Origin of the sequence: Martelella alba (genome assembly GCF_005217455.1) — a bacterium.
Lineage (GTDB): Bacteria > Pseudomonadota > Gammaproteobacteria > Enterobacterales > Enterobacteriaceae > Acerihabitans.
The window spans coordinates 97,084-111,133 of record NZ_SZPQ01000019.1; the positions used below are offsets into that span (position 1 = coordinate 97,084).

Consider the following 14,050-nt stretch of genomic DNA (forward strand, 5'->3'; position numbering starts at 1 on the left):
ATAAAATGGAAATTTACAAATTTGCACAGTAAGTCACAACCCGGCGGGTGGAAAAGCCCCATGATGTTTTCCAACAGCATGAGGAGGCGACCATGTATCTGAATAATCAGGACGTTAATGTCATATCCGCTTTGGCTATCGCCCTTGGTATCATAAGCCTGTTTTGTTTCTTGATCGATTAAAAGCCGGTCTTGTCCAGATGCATTGTCCCCGTTTCGCGGACCCGCGCGTTGCTTGATGTTCTGATTTCAACCCCAATATCCGCATTGCAAGAGGGCGGCGAGCGGACGGTGAATCCTTCATGCTAGCAGCCCGCCAATAAAGAGACGACATGACCTGAGACGAGTACGGTCTGGGATATGTAAAGCCTAACGAATAACGGACTGTAATCAATCAAGCGGGTAATGAAAACCGTGTATACTCTGATTAATTCGAGTTGCATCACGGCGGCAAGCAAAGAAGTCCCCAGCAGCATAATCAACGCTGCAACGGGGCGAGCGAGCGCGGCCTACAGAGAGGCGACTTGGAATATGACGGGAATAAAATGGATATTGAACTGATCACGGGCTGGGATTATATCAAATTAATTTATTCCCTGGGCGTTGCCATCTCCGGTATCATTACCTACCGGGTGAGTTGTGATCCATCGTGGAAAATACGCGCCCTGTGCGCGGTATTAATCGCTTTTACCTGGCCTCTCAGTTTTCCTATTGTGGTGGTGATGTTGTTGTTGTAAAAAGATCCGTATACCCACTCGTCATACTTCAGGTCGCACTGCGACGATCAGCGGCGGCAAATTTATCGGAAACCCATTGGCACCGGCAAGGGGACAATCAGCATTCATTTTAAGATAACGACCAAAAGCGAGAATAGTATGCTTTGAATTTACCAGATAATGTTAAACATCAAGGTTTCTCCGAGTGAGAAATCAACCCGGCAGGTTAAAGAAACACTGCAAAATAAATCACAGTATGAATGTCAAAAAATATAATTTTAGCGATCATCGTATACTCGAAATACTTCGAGTTGCATCGCGACGGCAAGTGGGCAAATCTCAGAAACCTGGATCACGATGTGACGGGGGTGAGCGAGCGCAGCCAACAAAGAGGCAGATTGAAGTATAACGAGTCTATGTGCGATATTCGCTCGCCGCCGCTATCCGAGCTGCGACAAGACGCACGACAGCATCGCATTACCCTCTCTACCCCGATAATGTTTTTTCAACTTAATATAAACAAATTTCATTGAATAAAATGAATTTCGGATTTTGCGTGGAGCTTCGCAGAGATGATCAGTAAGTTTGCCGCGTTGCGGCGAATCCTTTAAGGTGCGTCCATTAGAACGCATTGCTATTGTCTTCATCATTCGGGCCTACCCTGGCCCGTTTTTTTATCTCAGCGTTCCTGACCCGCACGCCTCTCTTTTTCTCTGGGCAAATGTCGCGCAAACCGCTTTTCGGCGGTGGGTCACGCGCGGAAAAACGCCCGCAGTTCCCCTGCCAGCGCCGCCGGTTGTTCCTCCGGTATAAAATGGCCGCAATGGGCTATTACCACACCACGCACATTCTCGGCAAAAGGTCTGAGCGGTCCGGCCATATCGGTGATAGAACCCTGGTCGGCGCTGACGGCCAGCATCGGCATGCGCAATTTGCCGGCCGCCTTTTGCGCCTGGTTCTGCCGGGCCGATACCTCCGCAGCCCGGTAATAGGCCAGTCCGGCGCGCAATCCGCCCTCTTTGACAAACACCCGCAGGTATTCTTCCAGAGCCTCATCGTTAAAGGCGCCGGGATCAGCCGCTTTACGCCGTAAAAACCAATTGAGATATTCACGTTCACGACCACTGATCAGCGTTTCAGGAAGATCGGCTATCTGATGAAAAGCAAAATGCCAGGTGCGCCAACCACGTTCCGGTCCGGCCGGTAGATTTTCCGGTAACGTGACGCCCGGTATACCGGCATCCAGTAACGCCAGCCGGCGTACTTCATCGCCATAAAGCGCGGCATAGGACCAGGCGACCCAGGCGCCGACATCATGGGCCGCCAGATAATAGCGGCGAAGCGTCAACTGCTGCAATAACCCATGCAACACCCCGGCCAGCGATTGCGTGTCGTAACCGGCGGCGGGGCGATCGGAATCGCCCTGTCCGGGCAGATCCGGCGCGATAATCCGAAAATGCGCCGCCAGCAACGGCAACACATAGCGCCAGGCATACCAGCTTTCCGGAAAACCGGCGGCCAGTACCAGCCAATCCCCGTCGGTTTTACCGCCGATGACATAATGCAGCCGGATGCCCTCAACGGTGGCGAACCGATGGGTAAATCCAGGCAGCCCGACCACCGGACGCGACGCCGGCCCGGCGTCAACCCACTGAGCGACAGGTTGCGCCGCCGTTCTTTCTCTGGTCATAAGTCCCCTCCTCTCCTAAACGGCCATGCGTGCCGGAACCTGACGAATAGAATAGGAAATGATTGTTTCCTAATTAACCCTAAAAAAATCACAGCAAACATAGCGCGGCCTGCGCCGCTGATAACATTCCTTCGCGGCTTTTGCCAAGTTTGCCGATAATGCGCATGCCCTGCACCACACATAGCAGGGTACGGGCGGTGTCATCGGCCGACACGCCATCGGCAATGGAGCCGTCGGCTTGTCCCTGGCGGATAAGTTTAGCCAGCAGACACTCAAGATCCTGCAATGCCCCAACGACCCTCGCCGCCATTTCATCGTCATAAGTGGCCAGTTCGGCGGCGCTGCCCGCCACCAGGCAGCCTCGCCGCCCCTCGCTGCCGAAAGAAGACTCGGCATAAAATTGCAACAGGGTTCCGATCTTGGCGCGTCCCGTGGGCTGCCTCTCCAGCAACGGCCGCAATTGGGTATGGCGTTGGCGGACATAACGGTCGAAAGCGGCCAGAAACAGACTGCGTTTATCCTTGTACGCTTTGTATAGGCTACCAGCAGATAATTGCATGGCTTGGCAAAGATCAGGGATGGATGTCGCATGATAGCCGCGCTCGCGAAATACCTGGAGAGCGCCGTCAAGGGCTGCTTCCGCGTCGAATTCGCGGGGTCTTCCCGGCAAGCGCGGCACTGATAAGGGGTTTGTCGTCTTCATGCCGACCATATTAGAGAATGATCATTTCCAAATCAAGCCCTCTTTTACGGCGCAACCGCGCGGCAAAACGAAATGGCCGGCGGCCGACATGGTAATACCACGCGCCAAAGCCTGCTTGAGCCGCCCCACACCTGCGGGAAATCAATGGATTTGGCCTGCCCTGAGCAACCAGCCTGAATAAGGTCACGGGTGAACGGCAGCGCGTCCTGACCGGCGACATCTTTTATCGGCGACATCTTTTCTTCATCTCCATTTCATGAAAATGACATCTTCTCTGCCTAGGCTGACGGCCAAATGAGATCGATCGCAAACATGCGCAAGGAGTGGCGATGACGGATTTATTGAGTGTTGCCCGACTGGCCGGCGTATCGCGCGCCACCGCCGCCCGAACCTTTTCGGACCCGGATAAGGTTCGGGAGGCCACCCGCCAAAAGGTCTATGCCGCCTCAAAAACCCTGGGGTTTAGACCGAACTATGTGGCGCGCCAGTTGCGGACCCAGTCCACCCGAATCCTCGGCGTGATGATACCCACACTGGCCAATCCGGTATTCAGCGAACAGTTGCAGGGGATGGAGAACACTGCGCGCCTGCACGGCTATTCGCTGATGGTGGCCACCACCGATTACGATCCGGCGCGTGAATCCGTGGTATTGGAACAGATGCTCCGCCATCGGGTGGACGGTCTGGTGCTTACCGTGGCCGACGCCCGGCACAGCCAATGCCTGACGTTACTGGAGCGGGAAAGCCTGCCCGTGGTGTTAGTGCATAATCCCGCCGCTGATTGCCGATTCGCTACCGTCAGCGTCGACAATCAACGGGCAATGTACCAGGCGACACGCCATCTATTATCCCTCGGCCATATCCGCATCGGTATGGCGGCCGGGCCAGTGCGGCAATCCGATCGCGCCCGCCTGCGATACCTGGGCTATCGCCAGGCCATGGAAGAACAAAACGTCGTCCCGCTGCCGTTGATTGAGATGGCGCACCACACGCGTGTGGAAGTCGATATGCTCCGGCCCTGGCTATCGGGGGCGCAGGCACTGACCGCCCTGCTGTGTTCCAACGACATGCTGGCGCTTAGCGCCATCGGCAGTTTACAACGCATCGGTTATCGCATACCGGAGCAGTTGTCCATTGTCGGGTTCGACGGCATCTCGCTCGGCGAAATGGTGTATCCGTCGCTTTGCTCGGTGGTCCAGCCGCGCCGCATGCTGGGCGAAGCAGCCATAGAAAACCTGATGGCGCTGTTGGCCGGCGGGAATGCCGCGTCGCGAATTCTTGATTTCACCCTTCGCCATGGCGAAAGTATCGCCGCGGCCCCTCTCAACCATCGTACCACCATTGGGGAAACGTCATGAAAACCTCCGTTCTTGCATCACTTTGCCTGGCCGGCGCCATGGTGCTGTCCGCGCAAGCCCGGGCGGCTACCGCCATCTGCTATAACTGTCCGCCGGAATGGGCCGATTGGGCGGCTCAGCTTGCCGCCATCAAGCGGGATACCGGCATCGTCGTGCCGCCGGACAACAAAAACTCCGGCCAGGCGTTGGCCCAACTGGTGGCCGAACGCGCCAATCCGGTGGCGGATGTGGTTTATCTCGGCGTGACCTTTGGCATCCAGGCGGCGAAAACCGGCGTGCTGGCGTCTTACCGCCCGGCGGGCTGGAACGCTATCCCCGCGGACATGAAGGATCCCGACGGTAAATGGGTGGCGATACACTCCGGCACCATCGGCTTTATGGTTAACGTCGATGCGCTGAACGGCGCTCCGGTCCCTCAGTCCTGGGATGATCTTCTCAAACCGGAATATAAAGGCATGGTGGGGTATCTCGACCCGGCCAGCGCTTTTGTCGGCTATGCCGCCGCCGTGGCGGTCAACCTGGCGAAAGGCGGTACATTGAATAACTTCACGCCGGGCATCGATTATTTCAAAAAACTGATCAAAAACGAACCAATCGTCCCGAAACAAACATCTTATGCCCGCGTGCTGTCCGGCGAAATCCCTATTCTGCTCGATTATGATTTCGACGCTTACCGCGCCCGCTACAAAGATCACGCGCATGTCGTCTTTGTAATTCCCAAAGAAGGCAGTATCCAGGTTCCCTATGTCATCAGCCTGGTGAAGAACGCGCCGCATGCCGAAGAAGGCAAAAAGGTGATTGATTATGTGCTCTCGGACCGCGGCCAGGCCATCTGGGCCAACGCTTGGCTGCGCCCGGTGCGACAAAGCGCCATGTCCGCCGCCGCCAAGGCGCAGTTTCTGCCGGACAGCGACTATGCCCGCGCCCGCACGGTGAATTATCAGCAAATGGCGGAGGCGCAAAAAGGCTTTGCGGCACGCTATATGAGTGAGGTGAAGTGATGCCGTTTTCCCGGCAAATCGCCGCGCCGGGGTTCGGCAATCCGGTCCGGCGCCGGCGCCGATTCCGCCTGCCGCGCGCCGCCGGGTTCGCCCTGGCGCCGGCGCTCGCGGTATTCTGCGCCTTCTGGCTGATACCCTTTGCTTATCTGGTGGCGCTGGGTACCACGCTGGACAATAGCTCGCGGCAAAACGCCTACTGGATTGTATTGACGCACCCGCGATACCTGCAAAGTCTGGTTGCCACCCTGCTGCTTTCCATCGCCGTGGCGCTGGCGACAGTGGCGATCGCCACGATAGTGGCGTTTTTTCTCGCCCGTCGGCGCTTCCCAGGCAAGGGATTGTTGTTGGCGCTTCTCACCTTTCCCCTGGCGTTGCCGGGGGTAGTGGTCGGTTTTCTGATTATCATGCTTGGCGGACGGCAAGGCCTGTTCGCCCATTTGGGCATGGCATTGACCAATGAACGCTGGACTTTCGCCTACAGCATGACGGGCCTGTTTCTCGGGTATCTTTATTTCTCTCTCCCCCGTGTCATCATGACGCTAACCGCCGCTTGCGGCAAACTGGATCGCAACCTGGAAGAGGCCGCGCGTTCGCTGGGCGCCGGCAGTTGGCGAATTGCGGCGGACGTGATTTTACCGGGGCTGGCGCCGGCGCTGTTCTCCAGCGCCGCATTGTGCTTCGCGACCTGCATGGGCGCCTTCGGCACCGCGTTCACCCTCGGTACCGATCTCAACGTGTTGCCGCTGACGATCTATGGAGAATTTACCAATTATGCCAATTTCGCCACCTCGGCGGCGTTGTCGGTACTGCTGGGCCTGGTGACCTGGGCGGCATTGCTGCTGGCGCGCCGTTTCACCACGGTGACCGCGGAGGCCGCCCTATGAACCGGCCGCTGCTATGGCTGCAATGCACCGTAACCTTGCTGGTCTGCCTGTTCCTGATCGTACCGGTGGGCATGTCGGTGATGGCGGGTTTTACCGAAAACTATTTTATCGGGCTTAGAAGCGGGCTGACCTTGCGCTGGATAGGGGAAGTCTGGGGGATGTATGCGCCGACGTTTTGGTTGTCGTTGATCATCGCCCTGGCCTGCCTTATGTGTACCGTGGCGCTGGGCGTCCCCGCCGCCTGGGGGCTGTCGCAAAGTTCAACGCGGTTCGCCGCCGTCATCGAAGAGTGCCTGATGCTGCCTGTGGCGGTGCCGGGGCTGGCCACGGCGCTGGGACTGTTGCTGGTTTATGGCGGATTTTCCGTTTTACGACAAAGCTGGACGTTTATTTTAATAGGCCATGTCTTGTTCACACTGCCGTTTATGGTACGTCCGGTACTGGCCGTGATGAAAGCGGTGGATATGCGCCAGATGGAGGAAGCCGCCGCCAGTCTTGGCGCGGGGGCCTTGCGCCGTTTTCTGACGGTGGTGGTGCCCAATTGTCTGTCCGGGGTCATCGCCGGGGCCTTTATGGTGGTGACGCTGTCGGTGGGCGAATTCAATATTACCTGGATGCTGCATACCCCGTTGACCAAGACCCTGCCCGTGGGCCTGGCCGACAGCTATGCCTCTTTGCGGCTGGAGATCGGCTCCGCCTACACGACGCTGTTTTTGATCATGCTGATCCCGTTGTTGGCGGGGTTGCATTTTCTCGGCCGTCCCGCCGCGCAGGCGGCGAAACATCAAGGAAAAGCGATATGACACAACCTGTCGGGATCCGCCTGCGCCGCTGCGCGCGTACATTTGATCGCGACCATGTGGCGCTCCGCCCGCTGGACCTGGATATCCGCCCTGGGGAGAATCTGGTGCTGCTTGGCCCGTCCGGCTGCGGTAAAACCACGACCCTGAGAATCATCAGCGGACTGGAGCGCAGCGATCCGGGAGGAAAGATATGGTTTGACGAACGAGATGTTTCCGCGCTGCCCATTGAGAAACGCAACGTCGGCATGGTATTTCAGAGCTATGCGCTCTTTCCCAACCTGGATGTGATGGGCAATGTGGCCTATGGATTGCGTATCCAACGCCTCCCGGCAGCGGAAATCCGCGCCCGGGCGGCGGAAATGCTGGCGATGGTGGATTTAGGCGACTTCGCCGATAGACAAGTGCAGGCATTGTCCGGCGGGCAGAAACAACGGGTGGCACTAGCCCGGGCGCTGGCGGCACGGCCACGGGTGCTGTTGTTCGATGAACCGCTGGCGGCGCTGGACGCCAAATTGCGCGAGAAACTGCGCGAGGATATCGGCACGCTGCTTGGCCGGCTGGGAATCACATCGATTTATGTGACCCACGATCAACAAGAAGCCATGGCGCTGGGTGATCGGATCGCCGTGATGCGGCACGGGTGTATTGAGCAGATAGGTACGCCGCGCGACATTTATCAGCGCCCCGCCACGACCTTCGTCGCGGATTTCGTTGGTGCGATTAACCGCCTGTCATTGCCTACCGGCGCCTATTATTGCCGCCCGGAAAACCTCCGCCTGGGGGACAACGACGGCGCGCTGATAAGCGGCAATGTCCTGCACAGCACCTTTCTCGGCCAGACTCAGCGGGTACAGGTCAACACCGGCCAGGAGCGCCCGATACTGGTGGACTGCCCCGCGCGAGAGTGCTGGTCGCCGGGTCAGCGGGTGGGGCTGCACGCCGCCGTCACGGATTTGTTTCGTATCGATCCTTTTTCTTGAGGAGTCCGTAGTTGAAAAAAAGTTTTGTTTTGGTCCAGATAAGCGACCTGCACATCAAGGCCGGCGGCCGGCTGTCATACCGCAAAGTGGATACCCTTGGCGCGCTGAAAAACGGCGTGGCCCAAATCAACGCACTGACGCCGCTTGCCGACGCGGTGGTCGTTACCGGCGATTTGACCGATTTCGGTCGCCCGGAAGAATATGCCGAAGCGCGCCGGGCGCTAGACCGCCTGTCCGCCCCCTGGTTCGCCATTCCCGGCAATCACGATGATCGCGCGGCGTTTCGTCAGGCCTTTGCCGATAAAGACTGGCTGCCTTGCCAGGGAGCGTTTCTCCACTGGACGACGGACCGGTTCCCACTGCGATTGATAGGTCTGGACTCCACCGTCCCCGGACAACCCTGGGGAGCGTTGTGCGCCGAGCGGCTGGAATGGTTAGAGCGGCAATTGGCCGCCTTGCCGGCAAAACCCACCGTGGTGATGCTGCACCATCATCCGTTTTATAGCGGAATCGGCCATATGGATCGGCAGAATCTGCGCGATACCCGACCACTTCAGCATTTGCTGGCCGGCGCGCCGCAGGTCGAGCTGCTGCTTTGCGGCCATGTACATCGCTTCATGGTCACGCGGCTGGGAAGCACCCCGGTGTGCAGCGCGCCGGGCCTTGCGCATCAAGTGGCGCCGGATTTTTCGCCGGACGGCCCGGCCAACTTCGTACTGGAGCCGCCCGGATTGCTGCTGCACCGTTGGCGTCAGGACCAGGGCATCGTCACGCACTATTGTCCTATCGGCCGGTTCGATGGCCCCTGGCCGTTTTACGACGAACACGGGCTTATCGATTAATAGCAACCGCAAAGGCCGCCTGACGAAGACTGCCTTCGGGTAGGCAAACGGGTATACTGGCGATTCACAAAAGAAAAAAACGGATGAGTCGCTGATTAGCCTATGAAATCGATTACAACGCCTGTCCCTGCCCTTGATAAAGTCGTGCGCATCTGCGATTACCTCTCGCAGACCCAGGGCGCGACCTTTACCCAGATTTATCAGAACGTCGGTATCGCCAAGAGCAGCGCGTCATCGCTATTGAATGGCATGCTGGCGCATGGCCTGCTGCGCCAGGATAAAGACAAATTTTATCTTGGACTGCGCCTGTACGAATTGGGCAACAAAGCCGCCGAACAATATGATATCAAAAAAATCGCCCTGCCCATTTTAGAGGAAATCAGGGATTCCACCGGGTTGACCTGCCATCTCGGAGTGCTGGAGGGCGCGGCGCCCATTTATCTGCTTAAAGTGGAAAGCCCCCAGGCCATCATTATCCGCAGTTGGGAAGGCAAACGCCTGTCGCTGCACAGTTCTGGCCTTGGCAAGGTATTGATAGCCTGGCTTGCGCCAGAGGAGCTTGATGCGCTGCTGCCCTCCAGCCAGCCGTTGGCCCGTTATACCCCGGCCACCATCACCGATATCGGCCAGTTGAAAAACGAGCTGGCGCAGATTCGCGCCAGAGGCTGGGGTTATGATAATGAAGAGGACAGTCCCGGCGTGCGTTGCATTGCCGTGCCGGTTTGCAATTCGCGGGGAAACGTGGTGGCGGCGCTGAGCGTATCCGGCGTCACGTTCCAGATGCCGGACGATAAACGGGAATCGCTGGCGCAGTTAATGATAGACGCGGGACACAAGCTCTCCGCCCGGTTGCGCTGAAGCCGTGTCATACCGGCAAACGGCCCGCCGGCCAATGGGCGCGCCAACCGCGCCGCCGCTTAAACCGTCAGACGCAAACCGGCCCGCTTAAGCACGGTGATAAGCCCGGCCGTTTTTTCTTCATCGGCCGGCAGCGCCGGGGTCAGTACCTGGGTGGAGATATCCAGCCCGCACAACCGGATGGCTTGCTTGACGATGCCGAAAAAGGGCGTATCCAGGCTATAGACAGTGGAGAGCGACGCCAGTTTGCGTTGCAACGCGAACAGGGTGGCGTAATCCTTGTCCCGCCAGGCGTGATAAATTCCGCAGGTGATTTCCGGCGCGAAATTCGCCGTGGCGGGGATGCCGCCGTTGCCGCCCAGGATCAGATTGTCCAGCATATACTCGTCGTATCCGGAAAAGATAACATAGTCAGGACGCAACGGCCGGATTTCATTGATGATTTCCCGTATGTGGCTGATGTTGTCCACGGTATCTTTGATACCGATGATACCGGGGACATCGGCGGCCAGCCGTTTAAGCACGGCAATAGTGATATCCTGGCCGGTCAGAGCCGGGAAATTATAGATAATGATCGGCGTGCGCACATTCTCGGCGATTTGGCGGAAATGCCGGTAGATTGACTGGTCCGTTAAACGCGCATAATACGGATTCAACGTCAAAACGGCATCCACCCCAAGGCTGTCGGCGTGCTTGCCGAACTCAATCGCTTCCGTCGTGGCGCTACTGCTGATGCCAAGCAGCACCGGCACCCGCCGGGCGACATGACGGACGCAGAACTCGGCAACGGCGAACCGCTGTTCTTTGGTCATATGGCAAAATTCGCCGCCACTGCCCAGAAACAACAACCCGTTGACGCCCTTGCCGATAAGATCATCAATCAGGGCCGCCATACCCGCTTTGTCCAATTGTCCCTGTTCATCAACCACGGTCGGTACCGGTGGGAAGACGCCGCTAAACTGTGCTAAGTTCGACATTTTTTTTCCTTTCGAAGAGATGGACCGGGCGCCTCTGGTGCGCGACGCCCGGTGGGTTTGTTACTCGGTATAGGCGCCGGCCATCAGGGATGCGGCGTGCAAGGTAAATTGTCTGAATACCCCGCGCCGATCGGAGTAATCCGGCCTCACCCACTGCTCCCGCCGGAAGGCCAGCTCGCGGGTAATGTCTTCCGGCGACCGGCGCTGGCCGTCGATGCCTATCATATTCAGCGCACGACCGGCGACATCCATCTCGATAAGATCATTGTCCCGTACCAGGGCGATAGGTCCTCCGTCCGCCGCCTCGGGAGACACATGCCCCACGCAAGGTCCGCTGGTGGCGCCGGAAAAACGGCCATCGGTAATAAGCGCCACTTTGCCGTCCAGCCGGCGATCATAAACGATGGCGTCGGTGGTCATCAGCATTTCCGGCGCGCCGGAGCCCTTGGGTCCCTCATAGCGGATGAACAGCACATCGCCGGGTTCGATGTGGTTGTGAATAATGGCCTGCTGCGCATCCTCCTCGGAATTGAACACCCGGGCGGGGCCGACATGATGGTGCATATCGGGATGGCAGGCCGCATATTTGATCACCGCGCCATCTGGCGCGATATTGCCTTTCAGTACGGCGATAGATCCGGTTTTCGTCGCGTTTTCCGGTTTACGGATGACTTCTTCGGGCGCAACGCGGTAGTTACTCAAATAGCCGTGGTTACGGGTGAAAAAGCCGGACTGCTGTAGCATTTCCAGGTTATCGCCCAGGGTACGGCCGGTGACCGTCATGACATCCAAATCAAGCTGGTCGCGCAAAAGCCACTGCACCATGGGCACGCCGCCGGCAAACCAAAACATCTCGGTCACATATTGGCCGCTCGGCTGGATATTGGTCAGGTAGGGAATCTGGCTGTTAATGTTATCGAATAGCGCCGGTTTCAACTCCCATCCCAGTTCATGCACTATGGCCGGTAAATGGATCATCGCATTGGTGCTGCCGCCGATGGCCGCATGTACCTTAATGGCGTTTTCAAATGCGGCGGGCGTTAAAATTTTGCGACTGGTGATATTCTTTTCCGCCAGATACATGGCCTGATGGCCGGCGGCGCGGGCCACGCGGCGAATTTCCGCCAGTGTCGACGGGATGATGGCGCTACCGGGCAACGCCAATCCCAATGCCTCGGACAGGCATTGCATGGTACTGGCGGTACCCATGAACTGGCAGGCCCCCGCCGTCGGGCAGCCGCACTGTTGCATGGCTTCCACCTGCTGAACGCCAATTTCTCCTTTCTTCAGTTTGGCCGTCAAACCGCCCAAATCGGAGGTACCCATATTGGGCGCCGGGCGCATCGCCCCCCCTGGGATGTGTACCAGGGGCAGATCCAAACGGGCGGCGGCAATCAGATGCGCCGGCACGGATTTATCGCAACTGGAAATCAGCACGCCGGCGTCGTAAGGCACCACCGACGCATGAATTTCCACCATATTGGCGATGGCCTCGCGCGAGGCGAGGATGTAATTCATGCCGTCATGGCCCTGCCCCCAGCCGTCACAGATATCGGTAACATGATGACGAACCGCCCGGCCGCCGCTTTCATGCACCCCCAGCACCGCCTCATCGCCTAAGGCGTTGAGATGGAAACTTCCCGGATAGCTTTCGCCATAGCAATCGTCCACCAGGACCTGGGGCTTATTGATATCTTCCTTGCTGTAGTTCATTCCCATCCGCAGGGCGTCGAGTTGCGACCACAGATCACGGGCGTTATGACATTTCTGGTTCATTTTGCAATTCCTTGATGTTTAAGCAGCGGAGCGTTTTCCGTCTTGGCGGGTTGTTGCGTCCCCAACGGACGGGCGGTGATGCCCGGCAACGTAAATAGGAGCGCCACCGCCAGCAGCAAAGCGGAAACCAACACAAACAAGCCGGCGGTCTGGCTGAGAGCGACCGTAAGCAAACCCACCAGATAGGGGCCGATAAAACCGCCGATATTACCCAGGGCATTGATGGTGCCGCGCACGCCGCCAAGCACATTGGACGTGAACAGCAAAGGCGGCAGGGTCCAGAACGGACCGGCATAAGCTTGCAGGAAGAAGCCGCAAATCACCATCATGCCGTAAGCGAGCCAGACATTGTCTTTCAGGAGCAGCGACAAAGTCAGGCAAAGCGCAAACCCGAGCAAGGGAATAGCGGTGTACAACCGGCGGTTCAGGGTTTTGTCGCACCACTTGGCGATGAAATATTGCCCGAATACACACAACACATAGGGCGCCGCGGTTAAAAATCCCACGGTGGTCATACCGCTGCCGGTAAGATGTTTAATCAAATTGGGCATCCACAGCGCAAAGCCGTAAAAACCCACCTGGACCAAAAAGTAAATGCCTACCAGCTTCCAAAGATTGAGACTGCCGATAACGTCTCTCACGCTGCTGTCGCAATTCCCGACGCTAAGCAACCGGTCCTGCTCCAGTTTTTGCGCGATCCAGTCCCGTTCACGGGGGTCCAGCCATTTCGCTTGATAGGGATGATCGGACACCAGCGGCAGCCAGACAAAGAGCAAACCGAGCGACAAGACCCCTTCCACAATAAACATGATCCGCCAACCGTGCAGTTCAATCAGCCAACCGGACAGCGGGCCCGTGATAATCGATGCAATCGCCAGGTTCATTTGAAAATAAGCGATCGCCCTGGCGCGCTCCTCATTGGGGAACCAATGGCCTATGAGTGCCAGGATGGCGGGATACACCGCCCCTTCCGCCACGCCAAGGGTAAAGCGAATCATCAGCAATTCGGCGGGACTGCGCACGTAACCGGTCAATAGGGCAAAACCGCCCCAGGCGATGATGGTGAACGCGATAAGTTTTTTGGCGCTATAGCGCTCGGCGATTTGTCCCCCCGGGATCTGCAGGAAGATATATCCGATAAAAAAGATGCCCGCCACCAGGCCGGCGAAAGAAGCCGCCATGCCCAGGTCTTCTTCCATGCCGCCGGCGATGCCGATGGCGATATTGGTCCGGTCCATGTATGCCACGATATAGACCAGTATCGTGGCGGGAATGATATGCAACCAACGCCCCCGGGTCAGGGGCTTATCTGAAACAGTGGTCATTGCTCCGTTCCTTCACAGTCATTTGAAAGGGTATGGTTTTAGTTCTGTATATAGAACTATTGTTCTGTATTTTGATAATGGTGCGCTGTTGCCGCTGCGCAGTCAATGCGCATAAAGGGGAAATAGCGGATTTGTGAT

General features: G+C 57.5%; 14 protein-coding genes. 8 read left to right on the forward strand and 6 right to left on the reverse strand.

Annotation, left to right across the window (positions count from 1 at the left end; translation table 11 throughout):
- The first annotated feature begins 544 nt into the window (after nucleotides 1-544).
- Nucleotides 545-736, forward strand: a complete 192-nt coding sequence (locus FCN80_RS14085) for a GhoT/OrtT family toxin (protein WP_136990790.1) — start codon at nucleotides 545-547, stop codon at nucleotides 734-736.
- Nucleotides 737-1,466: 730 nt separating this feature from the next.
- On the opposite strand, the gene FCN80_RS14090 is transcribed toward FCN80_RS14085, so the two are convergent.
- From FCN80_RS14090 to FCN80_RS14100, 3 genes are all read right to left on the reverse strand, one after another.
- Complete coding sequence (locus FCN80_RS14090; RefSeq protein WP_136990791.1) at nucleotides 1,467-2,405, reverse strand: alpha/beta fold hydrolase; 939 nt, start codon at nucleotides 2,403-2,405, stop codon at nucleotides 1,467-1,469.
- Between the two features lie 88 nt (nucleotides 2,406-2,493).
- Nucleotides 2,494-3,108, reverse strand: a complete 615-nt coding sequence (locus FCN80_RS14095) for a TetR/AcrR family transcriptional regulator (protein ID WP_136990792.1) — start codon at nucleotides 3,106-3,108, stop codon at nucleotides 2,494-2,496.
- A 44-nt stretch (nucleotides 3,109-3,152) separates the two neighbouring features.
- Entirely contained in the window at nucleotides 3,153-3,344 is a 192-nt protein-coding gene (locus FCN80_RS14100; protein WP_136990793.1) for a hypothetical protein, read from the reverse strand.
- A gap of 93 nt (nucleotides 3,345-3,437) precedes the next feature.
- Here FCN80_RS14100 and FCN80_RS14105 point away from each other — a divergent pair, with 93 nt between their 5' ends.
- From FCN80_RS14105 to FCN80_RS14135, 7 genes are all read left to right on the forward strand, one after another.
- The gene (locus FCN80_RS14105; RefSeq protein WP_136990794.1) at nucleotides 3,438-4,466 is read left to right on the forward strand and encodes a substrate-binding domain-containing protein; all 1,029 of its coding nucleotides are present in this window, start codon (nucleotides 3,438-3,440) and stop codon (nucleotides 4,464-4,466) included.
- Nucleotides 4,463-5,467: an ABC transporter substrate-binding protein gene (locus FCN80_RS14110; protein ID WP_136990795.1), complete on the forward strand. Its 1,005-nt coding sequence runs from the start codon at nucleotides 4,463-4,465 to the stop codon at nucleotides 5,465-5,467. The genes FCN80_RS14105 and FCN80_RS14110 overlap by 4 nt, the downstream gene beginning before the upstream one ends.
- On the forward strand, nucleotides 5,467-6,351 hold the full coding sequence (locus tag FCN80_RS14115) for an ABC transporter permease (RefSeq protein WP_136990796.1): 885 nt from the start codon (nucleotides 5,467-5,469) through the stop codon (nucleotides 6,349-6,351). The genes FCN80_RS14110 and FCN80_RS14115 overlap by 1 nt, the downstream gene beginning before the upstream one ends.
- Nucleotides 6,348-7,154 (forward strand): ABC transporter permease, encoded by an 807-nt coding sequence (locus FCN80_RS14120; RefSeq protein WP_136990797.1) that lies wholly within the window; start codon nucleotides 6,348-6,350, stop codon nucleotides 7,152-7,154. The genes FCN80_RS14115 and FCN80_RS14120 overlap by 4 nt, the downstream gene beginning before the upstream one ends.
- Complete coding sequence (locus FCN80_RS14125; protein WP_136990798.1) at nucleotides 7,151-8,134, forward strand: ABC transporter ATP-binding protein; 984 nt, start codon at nucleotides 7,151-7,153, stop codon at nucleotides 8,132-8,134. Before FCN80_RS14120 ends, FCN80_RS14125 begins: the two co-directional genes overlap by 4 nt.
- An 11-nt stretch (nucleotides 8,135-8,145) precedes the next feature.
- Complete coding sequence (locus FCN80_RS14130; protein ID WP_136990799.1) at nucleotides 8,146-8,976, forward strand: phosphodiesterase; 831 nt, start codon at nucleotides 8,146-8,148, stop codon at nucleotides 8,974-8,976.
- Between the two features lie 102 nt (nucleotides 8,977-9,078).
- Complete coding sequence (locus tag FCN80_RS14135) at nucleotides 9,079-9,834, forward strand: IclR family transcriptional regulator (protein ID WP_136990800.1); 756 nt, start codon at nucleotides 9,079-9,081, stop codon at nucleotides 9,832-9,834.
- A gap of 59 nt (nucleotides 9,835-9,893) precedes the next feature.
- On the opposite strand, the gene FCN80_RS14140 is transcribed toward FCN80_RS14135, so the two are convergent.
- Genes FCN80_RS14140 through FCN80_RS14150 form a run of 3 tightly spaced genes read right to left on the reverse strand, consistent with a single transcriptional unit; the run spans nucleotide 9,894 to nucleotide 13,912 of the window.
- On the reverse strand, nucleotides 9,894-10,811 hold the full coding sequence (locus FCN80_RS14140) for a dihydrodipicolinate synthase family protein (RefSeq protein WP_136990801.1): 918 nt from the start codon (nucleotides 10,809-10,811) through the stop codon (nucleotides 9,894-9,896).
- Between the two features lie 60 nt (nucleotides 10,812-10,871).
- The gene (gene ilvD / locus FCN80_RS14145) at nucleotides 10,872-12,587 is read right to left on the reverse strand and encodes a dihydroxy-acid dehydratase (protein ID WP_136990802.1); all 1,716 of its coding nucleotides are present in this window, start codon (nucleotides 12,585-12,587) and stop codon (nucleotides 10,872-10,874) included.
- Nucleotides 12,584-13,912, reverse strand: a complete 1,329-nt coding sequence (locus FCN80_RS14150; RefSeq protein WP_136990803.1) for an MFS transporter — start codon at nucleotides 13,910-13,912, stop codon at nucleotides 12,584-12,586. Before FCN80_RS14150 ends, ilvD begins: the two co-directional genes overlap by 4 nt.
- Between the last annotated feature and the right edge of the window lie 138 nt (nucleotides 13,913-14,050).